This window comes from Marinobacter sp. (assembly GCF_048269445.1).
Taxonomy (GTDB): Bacteria; Pseudomonadota; Gammaproteobacteria; order Pseudomonadales; family Oleiphilaceae; genus Marinobacter.
Map to the genome: position 1 here is coordinate 178325 of NZ_JBLXIQ010000004.1, position 15213 is coordinate 193537.

Below are 15213 nucleotides of genomic sequence, written 5' to 3' on the forward strand. Positions count from 1 at the left end.
TGTCGGGAATTTTGTTTTTCCTACGAAAAACGCCCCGCAATGCGGGGCGTTCCACCAACTTCGTGTCAGGTCAGATTAGTGACCGTAGACAGCCAAGCGGGTATTCTGAACGTGCAGGTTGTCCAGTGCAACAGAACCGATGCTGGTTCCACCGATAAGAACACCAGCGACGTTCACATCCATCACGACGTCATTGACATCAACTCGCAGCACGTCGGTTGCAGTCGATGCACCGAAGCCGTTTCCTTTGTAAACATCCAAGTTGACCTTTGCGAAGCCCATGTTGACTCTCTCCGCGGTGGTGTCTCCTGCAGTACCACTACCATCGAGATCCGTATCTGCGAGATCAACGACACCGTCACCATTGTAATCGAAGTTTGCGCCAGCGCCGGTAACGGACATACCACGCACACCTACCGCCAAGAATGGAACGTCAAATTCCATGTTGTTCACGGTGAAGGCGGTGTCAATGTTCAAAGAACCATCACCGGTACCGCCAAGATTAGTGGCAGCATCTTCAGTGTCGACCCGGATATCGAGCTTAGCCAACATACCCCAGGCGCTCAGGCCCGAAATCAGAGTAGTGCTGTCTGTGCCTTCCAGGTTCATTGAAGAAGCGGTGAAGCCCCAGTCAATCGGCAGCCCACTAATAGTGTGAACGGAAATTACTGCATCGCCGTCAGCGGCCAGGTCGATGTCGATAGACAGATCGTCCAGAAGCTGGGATGCAGCGAGGTCAGGAGTCCCGTCGCTATTGGTATCAAAGATAGGGTTCGCACCGGTGATAAGACCAGCACCGCCGAGCTCGATATCGTTGACAGTGAAGGAACCACCACCGATCTCAGTAGCACCACCACCGTCAGTGTCGGTGTACTTGAACTGACCGATACTTACCTGGGTTTCGAGTTCGATGGTCACACCGGCCTGGCCGGTGACGTTACCCATCGCTGAGTCATTCATTGCCGTCAGTTCTGCCTGGGCGGCGAACGGAGCAGCGGCTACGGCTGTTGCAAGTGCAATTTTCTTCAGGCCTTTCATTCTTATCTCCTTATAAACTCATCTTTGTTCTTATGTGAGTCTGTATTTTTTGAAGCAGGATCTTCGATCCCACAAATCCATTTAAGATTGTTTTACACTCCGAATCCGTGATTGCACTCACAATTCTTACCCACATAGAAACAAACCGTTACAAAACGGATTTGTGTCACGTTTTTCCTTCCACCTGATCTTCACTCTCCGCGCCCCGGCCATCATAGAAAAGCTCGTATGGCTTTTTCTGGGTGTCGGGCTCACCGAAACTCAGATCGCCCTGATCAAAACGATAGGGCACGACCTGTAAGCCCGAGAGTCCCAGACGATGCTCATGTTCGATAGCGAGGACACGGGTATCCGTGTCCCCTTCAACTGTGCCCGCATAGACTATTGCGGTTGCAAGAATCTTTCCGTGTCGGGCCAGAGATTTTAACGCTGCCCTGAACATCAGCACCTTCATGGTTGCCGCAGCTTTTTCCCCACTCTCCCCCAACCGAACCCGCTTGATCTCTCCGTCATTCATCATCATCCATGCGGCAGGAATGACCACACCACTTTCTTTAAGCTCACTCCCAACTTCTTCCCGGGCCGCGGCGGTTAATTCCTGGATATGCTTTGCAGCGAGCCCCGCATACCTTTTGATTTCATCCGGGCTTAGTTTACCGTCAGCAAGAGCGTTACGATCTGGTATGTCTTCCGTAACCGCATCTTGCGCCACTACCGCGGGTGAGACCGCAGCCAGAATTAGCAGGGTGGATAGAAAAAGCGCTTTCAAGTGCCTCATGATCGTCGTTGTCCTTATATTCCGTTGTTTTCTGAGGAAGAGCCGGCTTTAGTGCGGTAAAATACCGAAAAGTCAGCCACTACCCTCCTATTCCGTTTTCATTAGATCAGTGGCCCGACAATTCCGACAATGCCTGTTTTGTGCCCTGCTTATCATTCTTTCAAAATTATTCGGAGGTACTTTGAGTCTGGCTACGACCCGCCTACTTTCTCGGGATGAATTCACGCGCCTGCTTCAACAGGCTTCTAGGAAGAGTGATTTTGTCCATTTGGGTACCGTTGGTAATGGCCCGGGTCGAGGTACCTGGAGTGGGTTCTCGTGCGGGGCTGCCCAAAGCCGAGTTCTGCATCCGGGTGAAATTGATAGTCGTGGGATCGCACAGTTAGCCGAAGAAATGGAAATCGAAGCGGGTAAGTATGCGGATTACCAGGTTGACCGCACCTGTCTCCTGGGAGGGTGGATTGGCTTTGTGAGTTACGAATTGGGTTATGTCCGGGAGCCACGACTCGCTCCCATCTGTCCCACGCTGCCCGTACCCTTGTTCGCCGCAGGGCTTTATCTTTGGCTGGCCAGCCATAACCGGCATACCGGTGACTTCTTCCTCTGGATACATCCGGAGTGCCCCGATAGCCTGGTCACCCAGATCAATGAATGGCTTTCGTTTTCGTCGCCTACCAAAATCGAACCTCGCCCCTGGAAGGTAGTGGAGCCTTTCAAGTCCAGACAAACGCCCGATACTTTCCGGACAAGCGTCCAGTCCATTCGCGATTACATCCATGCCGGTGACTGCTATCAGGCCAATCTGTCGCAGGAGTTTGTCGGAAAGTTCACGGGTGACCCTTGGAGCGCTTTTCAGGCACTGGCAGAAGCTAACCCTACGCCCTATAGCGCTTTCGTCCGTTGCGGAGAGTACTCCGTGCTTTCGATCTCACCAGAGCGATTCCTTGAGATTAAGGACGGTGCAGTCAAGACAAGCCCCATCAAAGGCACCCGCGCCCGGGGGAAGACTCCAGAAGAGGACTCCTCTCTCGCCACCGAACTTGAGGCCTCCGAAAAAGACATCGCCGAAAACCTGATGATCGTAGACCTGCTCCGCAACGATCTCAGCCTGAACGCCAAAACCGGCAGTGTGAAAGTCGACAAACTGTTTGCGCTTGAGTCCTACCGGAATGTCCACCACCTGGTCAGTCACATCCGGGCGGAACTGGCTGACGGCGTAAGCCCCATGAAAGCCCTTTTTGATGCTTTTCCGGGGGGCTCCATTACCGGCGCGCCGAAAATACGGGCCATGGAAATCATCCGGGAGCTGGAGCCCCACTGGCGTGGACCCTACTGCGGTTCAGTGTTTTACCGGGGACTGGATGGCACCCTGGACAGCAATATCGCGATACGCACCATGCTGTGCGACGGCAAGGGCACCATTCGTTGCTGGGGTGGTGGTGGTATTGTGGCGGATTCAGATCCTGAGGCTGAGTATCAGGAGACTCTGGCGAAGGTTGGGCCTTTGATGCGGTTTCTGGAAGAGCTGGTGATTGAATGAACTTGGTGAACTTAGGGTCAGATGAAAATGGGGTCAGATGAAATTTTCATCTGACCCAGAGGTCGAATCAGGCGTTGTGAATAGCGCTGGCCTTGAGGAACTCCTGCCTCAGATCGTCAAAGTTATGCACCGCCGGGAACTCCGGAAACTCATCAATCACGTTCTGGGGCGCATGAAACAGAATGCCCTGCTCTGCCTGGCCCAGCATGGTCGTGTCGTTGTAGGAATCCCCCGCAGCAATCACGCGGTAGTTCAGCAGCTGGAAGGCCCGCACTGACTGGCGCTTCGGGTCCCGCTGGCGCAGCAGGTAATTGGTGATCTGGCCATTGTCGGCTACTTCAAGCTTGTGGCACAGCAAGGCTGGATAGCCCAGCTTTTTCATAAGCGGCATGGCAAATTCGTAGAAGGTGTCCGACAGAATCACCACCTGAAAACGCTCACGCAGCCAGTCGAGGAATTCCCGGGCCCCGGGCAGCGGGTCCAGCTCGCCGATCACGTCCTGGATCTGGGGCAGTCCGTAGCCGTGCTGGTCCAGCAGTTTGAGGCGCTGCTTCATCAGGACATCGTAATCCGGAATGTCGCGGGTGGTGGCCTTGAGCTCATCAATGCCGGTTTTTTCGGCGAACGCGATCCAGATTTCCGGGATCAATACTCCTTCAAGGTCAAGGCATGCGAGTTCCACAACGATCTCCTGATTGATTAGTAGGGGCTGCAGCGGGAAATCCACCGGCCGGGATACGGAGCGTATGATAAGAAAAACCGGGCAGGAATGCATCGTACAAGTTCATGGCCGCCCTGTGAACGGCGGAATAACCATATAGATTGTCATTCCTTCAGGGTATGAGGCATTTGATGGTAGCCTTTTCACACATTTAGATTAGGTAACTCCGGCACATGACCGATATTCAAACCTTGCGGGACGAGCTCGAAGGCCAGAGCCCCCGTTCGATTCTCAAGGCCGCGCTGAAACAGTACGACAACATTGCGATTTCCTTCAGCGGTGCGGAAGACGTCGTATTGATTGAGATGGCGCACAAGCTGACCGACAATCTGCGGGTATTCACCCTGGACACCGGGCGTCTGCATCCAGAAACCTACGAGTTCGTGGAACGCGTTCGCAAGCACTATGGCATCGAGATTGAGGTTCTGTTTCCGGACGCGGGAGAAGTTCAGGATCTGGTCAACAAGAAAGGCCTGTTCAGCTTTTTCGAGGATGGCCACGGGGAATGCTGTGGTATCCGCAAGGTCAATCCGCTGCGCCGCAAGCTGGCAACGGTTGATGCCTGGATAACCGGCCAGCGCAAGGATCAGAGCCCGGGCACCCGTAATGACGTACCAGTGGTTCAGGAAGATACGGCCTTCTCCACCGATGAGAAAACCCTGGTGAAGTTCAACCCGTTGGCGAACTGGACCTCGAAAGAAGTCTGGGATTACATCCGAATGACTGAAGCGCCATACAACGAACTGCACGAAAAAGGGTTTGTAAGCATCGGCTGCCAACCCTGCACCCGACCTGTCCTACCCGGACAGCATGAGCGGCAAGGTCGCTGGTGGTGGGAAGAAGCCACCCAGAAAGAGTGCGGCCTCCATGCCGGCAACCTCATCGCCCGGGACTGACCGGGCAGCGAGCTACCCGGGATCACCAGTCAATAGGTTGGTAGCTCGATATCCCTGAACAACTCTTCGATTTCTGACCGACTGCCCTGGTGAGCAACCGCTTCGTCGACCTTTGCCTTGGTGAGATGCGGCGCAAAGCGTTGGATGAAGTCGTACATATAACCCCGAAGGAAGGTGCCCTTGCGGAACCCGATTCGCGTCACGCTGGGCCGGAACAGTTTGCGGGCATCCAGGGCGACCAGATCGGTATCGGTTTTCGGATCGAATGCCATGCTGGCGATGATCCCGACACCAAGGCCGAGCCGCACGTACGTCTTGATAACGTCCGCATCTGCTGCAGTGAACACCACTTTGGGCGTCAAACCCTGGGTCTGGAAGGCCTCATCAAGCTTGGACCGGCCGGTAAAACCGAAAACGTATGTGACCAGCGGGTATTCCGCCAACTCAGGCAATGTCAGTTCCGGCAGCTTGGCCAATGGGTGATCCCTGGGCACGATCACACTGCGGTTCCACCGATAACAGGGCATCATGATCAGGTCGTTGAACAGCTCCATAGCCTCGGTGGCAATGGCGAAATCCACGGCGCCGTTGGCGGCCATCTCGGAGATCTGCATGGGAGTTCCCTGATGCATGTGCAAGGAAACGTCCGGGTATGCCTCAATGAAACCGCTGATTACCGGCGGCAGGGCATAACGGGCCTGGGTGTGGGTGGTGGCTATGCTGAGGTCACCCTTGCGCTGGTTGCTGAATTCCTGCGCAATTTTCTTGATGCCCTCCACCCGCCGCAGAATCTCTCCCGCTTCCTGGATTATGATCTCCCCGCCCGGGGTAATACGGGTCAGGTGTTTACCGCTGCGGGCGAACACTTCCAGGCCCAACTCGTCCTCCAGCAGACGGATCTGCTTGGAGATACCGGGTTGTGAAGTAAAAAGGCTTTGAGCGGTTGCGGACACATTCAGGTCGTGATGCGCAACTTCCCAGATATAGCGCAACTGTTGTAGTTTCATTGATTCTGTTGCTCCCTGGCGATCGGAGAATCCTGAATAGGAATACGCATAAAAATACAGCTTTTCATTCTTTTTTAATATAGGCAATTCCTTCCAAACAGTTTAGACCAAAATTGCATTTCCGCAGCCTCTGTAAAACCCTGTAGTGATGAGGAGGTCATTAAAGTGGCAGCACGGCCCTTGACTTGGTCGTGACAAAGGACACAATCCCTAATCGAAACGCTCCACCATCCAGGGAAATCATGCAGCTGACCACCAAATTTCTCAGGCCCACCTCGGACCCCCGCGCGGTAAAACGTGAACGGTTGAGTGCGCTCCTTGAGCCCGATAGCCCGAGACGTCTGAATCTGGTGATTGCACCGGCAGGATTCGGAAAAACAACCCTGGTCGCTCAGTGGTGCTCGCGATCTTCCTCGCCGACCGCCTGGCTTTCGCTGGACGAGCACGACGATGAGCCCAGACGCTTCTGGCAGTATGTTACCGGCGCCTTCGAACATGCCGGCTTGACAGGTGCCGGGGATCTGCGCAAAAAACTGGCCCACAGCACCAATGAGGCCTTCACCGAAGCCATTACCGGGCTGATCAACACCCTCGCCGGGGATGGCAGCCCCTGGGCACTGGTACTGGACGACTTCCATTTCATTCGCGACCCCGCCATACATCGGCAATTTGCTTATTTTGTCGATTACCTGCCTCCCGGCGTAGTCGTCACCCTCGCTTCCCGAACCGAACCGCCACTACCTCTGGCACGGTGGCGGGTACGCCGCTGGATTCAGGATATACATCCCGGCCTACTGGCATTTTCAGAAGAGGAATGTCGGCAGTTTTTCCAGGGCACTATGGGCCTGGAAATTTCCGAGGAAGACGTTCGGGCAATTTGCCGAAAGACAGAAGGCTGGGTTGCCGCCATGCAGCTTTCGGCGCTGTCTGGTAAAGGAAGCTCAGGAGGAACAACGCAGATTGATCTCGACGAGCGCCATATCAGCGATTATGTGTTGAGCGAGGTGCTGGACCAGCAGCCGGTGGAACTCGCGGATTTTCTGTTGGAAACCGCCTGCTGTCCCCGCCTGTGTGCCTCATTATGCGATGCGATCCGCAGCTCAGACGACAGCCAGGAAATTCTGGAGAAGCTACTCAGCCAGAACCTGTTCCTGATTCCCCTCGACACCCGAAACGAGTGGTTTCGTTATCACGATCTTTTCCGGGATGCACTGCTTCTTCGTATTCGTCATAGCCAACCCGAGAAGGCCGAACAATTGTGGCAAAGAACCGTGAACTGGCTGATGGGCCATGGCCATGTGCAGGAAGGCATTGCCCAGATCGTCCGCCACGAAGACTGGCACTGGCTCGCCCGGGTATTGGCCGAGCATGGCAATAACCTGATCCACAGTGGCTATCATTTACCGGTTCTGAACTGGCTCGACGCCCTTCCCCAGGATCTAGTCACCGACAACCCACAACTCCAGATGTTGCGGATCTGGGGTTTGTTCTTTGCTAACCGCGTCGACACCCTGGCACCTTTACTGACTTCTCTGGAAGATCTTCTCGACCGGCATGTGGCGGACTCCCACCCAGACGCCGAGGGTGCGCTTGGGCTCCAGAGCGAAATCTCACTGATGCGCTCATACCTGGCCCGGACCCGTAGCGATGACAAAAGCGCCACCGATCTGACACGGCAGGTTCTAAAAGAAATCGACCATACCCGCATTCCCCTGAAATCGGTGACCTATTACGGTCTAGGGCTGGACTACTACGGCAAGGGAGAGCTTGCTGAAGCTGAAGACGCCCTGCAATCCGCCGTCCGTTATGGTCAGGTGGAACAAAAGCCAAGCACCGTTCTCTCCAGCGGCGGGTTGCTGGCATGGATCCAGTACAACCGGGGCGATATTGACATGGCCCTGGATACCTGCACCGATGTCCGTCAATGGGTGGATCGGCACTATGCCGACCCCAGCCAGCCCAGGCTGATTTCCTGCTGGCAGAACAGCACCTTGTGTGAAATTCACCGGGAGCGGGACCATCCCCAGCTTTCAGCTACCCACCTTCAACCTTTGCTTGAACATGTGGATCGGGGCACTGAAGCCGGACAGCACGTGGTCATCCAATATGTCCGCGGCCACCTTGCCTTCAGCGAGGGCAAACTGCAGGAGGCGATCGAAGCGCTGGAGGACGCGGCCCAGACAGCCAGGAAGCGCCGGGAACAGATTCTTTTCGAGCCTCCGGCCAGTTCCGCCTTACTGGCCCGGTGCTACCTGGCCAGCGGTTACCCGGACAAAGCCCGGGCCTGTCTGGACTCAAGAGCAGATGCCGAGTTCACCAACCCCCTGAACCTGGAACAGAACAGGATCAGTGAGGCCCGGGTAATGGTGGCTCTGGATCAACCTGAACGGGCCCAGGAAATCCTCAGTTCTCTCCTGCAGCCGGCCGAGCGTAATGCTCACAACCGTCATCTGGTCGAGATCCTGCTGGTTTATGGCGAGGCCCTGGCACTTCAGGAACGCAAAGTAGAGTCCCGGCAGATGCTCACCCGGGCAATCAGCCGAGCCGCCGAAGCCGGATTTATGCGGTTGCTGGCAGAAGAAAGCCCGTACCTTCGTTCACTCCTTCTGTCGTTACCCGCGCTGAACGCGCCAGGTAGCTGGAATAGCCGCGTGCGGGCAATGCTTCTCAAACAGGAAGATATGGCGGGAACAATAGCTGGAGCGACTGAAGCTGAGCCTGAACGCTCACGGAAAACACCGGAAACCCTTCCGGAGCCTCTCAGCCAAAGGGAGCTGGAAGTGCTTGCACTGATTCACCAGGGTCATGCCAACAAGGAGATTGCCTCCCGGATGAGTGTAGCTCCGGCCACCGTCAAGGCTCACATCCGCAACCTTTATGGCAAGCTGGGTGTAGCCCGAAGAACCGAAGCACTGGCCCGGGCGCGGGAATTCGGGCTCCTCGATAACTGACAGTAGCACCCAGGAACTGTGACTGCGATCACACTTTCTGGCAACTTTCTAAGCCTACTACGCCCTTTGGACGATCCGTTTACGCCCCCAACTCCTCTATCATCTGTTCAACGGTGAGGGAAACCTCGCCAGGAATTCTGAAACTTCAGGCCTTCAGATTTCTTGTTCCGCGTTGTTTCGACGCCCGGGTTCGGAAGGACCCCTTCGATAAGAGCCACCCCATCTGGGCTGGCTCTTTTTTTATGGGCGGGGTATGTGCCGGGAGGATTCTGCGGGAGAGAATCAGCGTTCGATGATCCGCCGGAACGGTGGCAAGGCATCCAGCAGCAGCTGTCCGTAACGTCTGGCAATGATCCGGCGATCCAGAATGGTCACCCTGCCGGTATCCTGCTCAGTTCTGAGCAAGCGCCCAACCGCCTGAACCAGCTTGATCGAGGCATCGGGCACCGTAATTTCCATAAACGGATTGCCACCGCGCTGGCTCACCCATTCCGCCAGACTTGCCTCTATCGGGTCATCCGGCACCGAGAACGGAAGTCTCGTAATAACTACGTGATGCAGGTATTTGCCCGGTAGGTCGATACCCTCGGCAAAACTGGCAACCCCGAAGAGCACGCTCGGACGCCCGTCGTCTACGCGACTGCAATGCTGCCGAAGCACTTCACCCTTGGCCATGTCGTCCTGTGTAATGATCAGGTTCGGATATTCCGGAGCCAGTGCATCCCGAACCTGGATCATCTGTCGTCGGGACGTGAAAAGCACCAACGTTGCCTTTTCGCCTGCCCAAAGATCCGGCAACCGTTTGACCAGCTCATCGGTAAACCCGTCATCCGTGGGCATGGTAGACATGGCAGGCACTTCCACCGTGGCCATTTCGGCATAGCGGAAGGAACTGGGCACCACCAGAAACCGGCTTCCCTGAGGCAATCCGGCCCGCGAATTGAGCCGATCAAACCGCCCAAGGGCGGTTAGCGTTGCGCTTGTCAGCACGGTCCCATAAGCCCTTGACCAGAGCCGGGAATACAGCAGATTGTCCGCCAGTACCGGCGAACTGTAGAGCGTAATGTCTTCGGCATGATCCCAACGCTGCCGGACTGCCCAGCGCGCCGGTGGCGGGCTACCCCCTCCCTCGCACCACGCTGTCCAGAGTCTCAGCTGGTCTTCAGCGCGACTGTGAAAAGAGCCGATCACCGGGTACCAGGCTTCGGCGGTTTCCCGGTCAATCTCGTGTTCCTTGCGCTCATCAAACGCGCCCTGCAGCTCATCCGCCAGGGCCCCGAGCTGGCGTACCAGATTGGCGGTGGCTATCCGGCTCTCGGCCGACAGATCAGCCATGGCTTCAGGTAACTCACCCTCCGGATAACGCCACTGGGCCGTTCTGCGCTCCTCGTTGAATTCCCAGCCGGTGTTCTGTTCTGCTTCCTCATAGACCCTTGCCAGAACAAGATCGACATCCCGGGATGCCGAGCCAATGCGGTCCAGACTCTTGGCAGCCTGGCTACCTCCAGGCAGGTAAGGCTGCATTTTGACCAGCGCCTGGGAGAGCTGCTTTAACCACTGGCGTGTGGAGTTCAGAGGAACCGAGGCAGCAAAGTGATTCAGAGCCTTGTCCGGAAGGTGATGGGCTTCATCAAAAATGTACAACGCATTTTCAGGCTCTGGCAAAATGGCACCACCACCCAGTGCCAGATCCGCCAGCACCAGATCATGGTTCGCCACCACGATGTCGGCATCATCCAGATCTTTTCTGGCATCAAAGAAGGCGCAGCTGTCGAAGTAACTGCAGTGGCGGTTGGTACACTGACGGTGGTCCGTTGTTACCTGTCGCCAGACATCGTCCGGAATCTGTTCAGGCCAGTGATCCCGGTCACCATCCCAGTTTCTTGAACCATAGCTGGCGAGCATCTCCTCAAAGAAAGCCCGTGTGCCCGGCTCTTCGGATTTGGGGCCATCCAGCAGGAACAGTGGCATGGTATCACTGTCGCCATTGCCCTCGTCGTGAAGGCGCGCCTCCAGTCTGGACATGCACAGATACCGGCCCCGCCCCTTGGCGAGGGTCCAGTTGAAACCCATCTTGCTGTGCTTTTTGAGATCCGGGAGGTCCTTCAGAACTATCTGATCCTGCAAGGCAACGGTGGCCGTGGAGATAACCAGGGTTTTGCCCAGGGCTTTGGCCACAGGAATTGCCGCAATCAGATACGCAAGGGTCTTACCGGTACCGGTCCCCGCCTCGACAACACACGCTGACGCCGGAGAGGTTCTCTGGCCATCGTTCTCTGTGATCTCGCCCATGTACTTGGCAATTTCGGCGATCATCAACCGCTGCCCATAGCGGGCACGGATTTTCTTGCCTGCCAGCACATCCCGGTAGCCCTGCTGAATCTCTTGCTTCGTGTCGTCAGTCAGCGCCATTATCGGGGGCTCACCCAATCCCGGACCACACCTACCCTGAACCGTTGTCCGTTAAGGCTGAGCACAACTCCCTCCTCGGTGATGTCCTCCACCCGTAAACCCGCAAACGCATCACCGACCCGTAGGTAAACATTGTTAATCATGACACGGCGGGACGCCGGAGATGAGGAGTAAATATGGCTGTTAAAGGTCAAGTCCGGAACACTCTTCTGAAACGAAAGGGGCAACTCTACCAGATGAGGCACCCTGCCTGCCTGCTCAGTCGCCGGCAAGGGCGGAAACGTCTGCGATGCATCGGATGATGGAACAATAATGGTCGCGCGCTCCCGGAGCACGGGGGCTGTAACAACCTCGGCCTCGGACAGACTGACGGACGATTCAAGCAGGTTTTCGTTCTGTTGGATCGGCTCATCAGGTTCGGGTTGCTTCGCCACTGCTGCCGATTCGGGTACGGATGGTGCCTCAACCTCTTCGGCCGGCTGATCCGGTAACTGAAAGCCGGGCCAGAAAACAAAAGCCAACACGCCTGCGTTGAGTATCAGGGCCACCGCGACCCAGGCCACGGGCGATACCCGTTTCTTTTTTGGCCGGTGAATCAGCTGAACCTGTTGTCCAAGCTCAGGTATTTGGCCCTGGCGGCGCTCGGTTTCGGATTTTCTCAATGCGTCAAGAATATAAGACATAGCTACTCTCGATTACCCGACCGATTACCTGACTCTGAAGGCGCAAGCCGGGGAACCGGCGCCTCAAGATCATTATTCATCTGGATGATGGTCATGGCACCGGCGATCCCGTCAACGGTCAAACCGCGCAGGGCCTGGTACCAGCGGACCTGCTCCTCGGCACTCATCCGCTTGATCTGATCGCTTTCCGGGCGACTTGCACTGAGCGCCTCCGACAGCTCCATCATCCGGGCCCCAATCCATAATTGCTGGCCGTTGTCGGTACCGAAAAAGCTGTCGCCCGTGAGATATTCCGGAAGGCGCCACAATACCCGGTATTCGCCAAACCAGTGCGGTTCAATACTGGCGAACGATAACTCCACGTTACCTGTGGGCAAGGCAACTTCGGCAGTGTCGCCATCAAGATGGCGAATTACCACATAACCGCTACTGCCGGCCTGGTCCTGAAGCAGCAACATCGCCGGACGATCCAGAAACTCAAGGCTCCTGCGACTGCCCTGCCGCTCCAGACACGCCAAGCCGTTTTCTCTCGCAAAATCACAGGCCACGGGCGCATCCGCCGGTTGATAATCGCGCCCCCAGATTCTGAACAGCACTCGGAACGCATCAGCCGGACTCAGCATCTGACTGTGCAGGTCCAGTGCCGCAAGAGTCTGAGGTTCAGCCATTTCGGGCGGCTCATCCACAACCCGCTCAATAGCCCCTTGCAATGGCTCCGCCGACGGCTGCTCTGCCGGAACCGGCTCACCCGGAGCCCAACGGTCAAACAGCCAGGCGGTTCCGATAATGGCAACAAGCACCGATGCCGCAACGATCAGGTACTGGGACCGGTCTGGTGAGCCGCCTTGCCGCGACGACCTGGTGCTAACAGAATGGCCACGAACCTCTTTTGCGGCGTGCCGTATGTGGTCGGCGGTAATTTCATGCTCCCCTTCCGCATAGGCCCCGAGGAGTGCCCGGTCACTGATCAGGTTGATCAGCCGGGGAATACCCTGACTTTCCCGGTACAGTCGCTGAACAGCCCTAGGTGAAAAAATATCCCCCCGCATGCCGGCCACGCTCAGTCGGTAACGCAGGTAAGCAGGCAGTTCGTCCTTGCCGATGGCATCAAGGTGATAACGAGCGGTGACCCGCTGGTTCAGTTGCCGCAGTTCCGGAAGGGCAAGTATCTCCTGCAATTCCGGCTGGCCAAGTAAGATAATCTGCAGCAGTTTTTTCTCGGCAGTTTCCAGGTTGGTGAGCAGTCTCAGTTGCTCCAGCACCTCTGCGGACAGATTCTGGGCCTCATCAATCATCAACACCTTATGGCGGCCGGCCGCATGGGCCTTCAGCAGATCCTGGTTGATCAGATCAACCAGCTCCTTGATGGTGGCGCCGAGGTCATGGGGGATCTCCAGCTCATCGCAGATTGATGACAGCAATTCCCGGGCAGAGAGGCGGGGGTTCAGAATCAGCGCAATGTCGACGTTATCCGGTGCATTTTCAATAAAGCAGCGGGAAATTGTGGTTTTTCCTGTTCCCACTTCGCCGGTAATGACAATGAAACCGCCCTGGCCCTGAACCCCATACATCAGGTGCGCCAGCGCCTCCTTGTGGCGGTCACTGAGATAGAGATAACGGGGGTCCGGGGCGATGGAAAATGGCGGTTCGCGAAAGCCGAAAAAGTCGTAATACATATCAGGACACACCGGAATCCGACTTATTGATCAGTCTGAGTTCGCCCGCGCGCCGATTCTGCTGCTTCAGCCGTCGCACGCAACGCTCCAGGGTCTTGGAGATCCGGGCATGGGAACGGATCATGGAGATCTTCGGCCAGGTGGCCCGTTCGCCGGCAAGAATCAGTTCCCGAACATAGGCGGGGTCGGGGTTCGACAGCATGCGTCGATAGTCCCTGAAGCCATAGGTGGGAGCGATGGTGACGTCTCCCGAATACCGCTGGGCCATCATCGTATACAACTGACCAGATATCTGTCGCAGGAGTTCCGGCCTTACCCGTTTCCGCAAGTAATCGAATACTCCCTGGCCATGAAACTGTATTTCAGATTTCAGCAAGTGCATGGGCAGGTTGCCCAGGGAGAGTTTTTCGTCTCTGCCCTGCTTGCTGAGAAAAGGCACCACATGGGGGTTGGTCTGGCTCGCAATAGTGAAGTTCACGTCGTACAAGTGCATCAGGCGCTCAATGGGCAGATCGCTTACAACCGAACCGTCTACGAATTTCAGGCGCGGCATATAAGGCAGGGTATTGCCATGGATATCCTTCTTCATCAGCGTGACCGGCGGGAATATACCCGGCACCGCCGCACTGGCCAGCACCGCGCTCCATACCATCAGGTAGGGAGAAGTATAGCCACAAAGCAGACGGGACTTCTGATGCGCCTGCACCGGCGAGACGCTGACGTTAATGGAGCGCCCGGTCCGCTGGTAGGCTTCTTCGAAGGTGTACTCGCCAATGTTGGCCCGCAGGCAAGATCGCAGCTGCGCCTGGTCCATAAGACCGTCGCCTCGAACAGCACTGAGCAGTCCTCGCCATTTCCAGGCCTTCAGATTGTGGTTCTCGGGCACCAGCATTTCAGGGACTTCCGCATCCGTATGTACACCGAGAATACCGGCAATAATGGCGCCGATACTGGAGCCGGCAATCACCTGGGGCAGCAGCCCTTTCTCCCAGAGCGCCTTGATGACCCCGAAATGGAACATGCCCAGTGTCGCGCCACCACTGAGCAGCAGAGCCGGCCGACCATAGCTGGTGAGCGTATCCCGGAAAAACTGAAGTTTGTCCACCACCGGAAAACCAGGTACCGGATGGTCGCACAGAAAGTCGAGGGCTTCACAGACCTGGGTAATATACTCCTCGATCAGATGTTTGGTACCGACCCGTGACCGGGTATAAAGCGCCGGATTCCCCATGTTCCCCAAATCATGGTGCAACCCCTCACGTAAGGCACGCTTGAGACGCTCGAAGTCATTCTGCTGTCGATACTGCTTGAGGTTGCTCAGCCGATCGTAAATGAGCTCGTAATGGTAATAGTCGGAGGCAAAGTCCTCCTTCCACTCCGCATTACCCTCGAGAAAATCCAGCTCCAGCGCGGCGGCCTTCCACACTTCGTAGTTAGGCGCTTCGGCCAGCATTTTCCGGAATTTCGCTATTCGTGGATCCTTGAGCACCGCTGATCTCCTTTCACCCGGG

Annotated in this window: 11 protein-coding genes; 3 read left to right on the forward strand and 8 right to left on the reverse strand. The window is 56.2% G+C overall.

Annotated features, from left to right (window positions below; all coding sequences use genetic code 11):
• Positions 1–75: 75 nt before the first annotated feature.
• Together ACN0XM_RS09875 and ACN0XM_RS09880 are read right to left on the reverse strand one after the other, a co-directional pair.
• Positions 76–1038: a DUF6160 family protein gene (locus ACN0XM_RS09875; protein WP_417566766.1), complete on the reverse strand. Its 963-nt coding sequence runs from the start codon at positions 1036–1038 to the stop codon at positions 76–78.
• Between the two features lie 166 nt (positions 1039–1204).
• Positions 1205–1816 (reverse strand): hypothetical protein, encoded by a 612-nt coding sequence (locus ACN0XM_RS09880; RefSeq protein ID WP_417566767.1) that lies wholly within the window; start codon positions 1814–1816, stop codon positions 1205–1207.
• 469 nt (positions 1817–2285) lie between these two features.
• On the opposite strand from ACN0XM_RS09880, the gene pabB reads away from it, so the two are divergent.
• The gene (gene pabB, locus ACN0XM_RS09885) at positions 2286–3356 is read left to right on the forward strand and encodes an aminodeoxychorismate synthase component I (RefSeq protein ID WP_417566769.1); all 1071 of its coding nucleotides are present in this window, start codon (positions 2286–2288) and stop codon (positions 3354–3356) included.
• Between the two features lie 67 nt (positions 3357–3423).
• On the opposite strand, the gene thrH is transcribed toward pabB, so the two are convergent.
• Positions 3424–4038 carry a bifunctional phosphoserine phosphatase/homoserine phosphotransferase ThrH gene (thrH, locus tag ACN0XM_RS09890; RefSeq protein WP_417566770.1) on the reverse strand — a complete coding sequence of 205 codons (615 nt, stop codon included), beginning with the start codon at positions 4036–4038 and terminating at the stop codon, positions 3424–3426.
• 212 nt (positions 4039–4250) lie between these two features.
• On the opposite strand from thrH, the gene ACN0XM_RS09895 reads away from it, so the two are divergent.
• Complete coding sequence (locus tag ACN0XM_RS09895) at positions 4251–4973, forward strand: phosphoadenylyl-sulfate reductase (protein ID WP_417566771.1); 723 nt, start codon at positions 4251–4253, stop codon at positions 4971–4973.
• A gap of 29 nt (positions 4974–5002) precedes the next feature.
• On the opposite strand, the gene cysB is transcribed toward ACN0XM_RS09895, so the two are convergent.
• Complete coding sequence (gene cysB, locus ACN0XM_RS09900) at positions 5003–5980, reverse strand: HTH-type transcriptional regulator CysB (protein ID WP_417566772.1); 978 nt, start codon at positions 5978–5980, stop codon at positions 5003–5005.
• 242 nt (positions 5981–6222) lie between these two features.
• Here cysB and ACN0XM_RS09905 point away from each other — a divergent pair, with 242 nt between their 5' ends.
• Positions 6223–8931 (forward strand): LuxR C-terminal-related transcriptional regulator, encoded by a 2709-nt coding sequence (locus ACN0XM_RS09905; protein ID WP_417566773.1) that lies wholly within the window; start codon positions 6223–6225, stop codon positions 8929–8931.
• 282 nt (positions 8932–9213) lie between these two features.
• On the opposite strand, the gene dinG is transcribed toward ACN0XM_RS09905, so the two are convergent.
• From dinG to ACN0XM_RS09925, 4 genes are read right to left on the reverse strand one after another with little or no spacing between them, the layout of a single operon-like run.
• Complete coding sequence (gene dinG / locus ACN0XM_RS09910; protein ID WP_417566774.1) at positions 9214–11343, reverse strand: ATP-dependent DNA helicase DinG; 2130 nt, start codon at positions 11341–11343, stop codon at positions 9214–9216.
• On the reverse strand, positions 11343–12026 hold the full coding sequence (locus ACN0XM_RS09915) for a general secretion pathway protein GspB (RefSeq protein WP_417566775.1): 684 nt from the start codon (positions 12024–12026) through the stop codon (positions 11343–11345). Before ACN0XM_RS09915 ends, dinG begins: the two co-directional genes overlap by 1 nt.
• 2 nt (positions 12027–12028) lie before the next feature.
• Positions 12029–13702: an ExeA family protein gene (locus tag ACN0XM_RS09920; protein WP_417566776.1), complete on the reverse strand. Its 1674-nt coding sequence runs from the start codon at positions 13700–13702 to the stop codon at positions 12029–12031.
• A 1-nt stretch (position 13703) separates the two neighbouring features.
• The gene (locus ACN0XM_RS09925; RefSeq protein WP_417566777.1) at positions 13704–15191 is read right to left on the reverse strand and encodes a DUF3336 domain-containing protein; all 1488 of its coding nucleotides are present in this window, start codon (positions 15189–15191) and stop codon (positions 13704–13706) included.
• Positions 15192–15213: the final 22 nt, after the last annotated feature.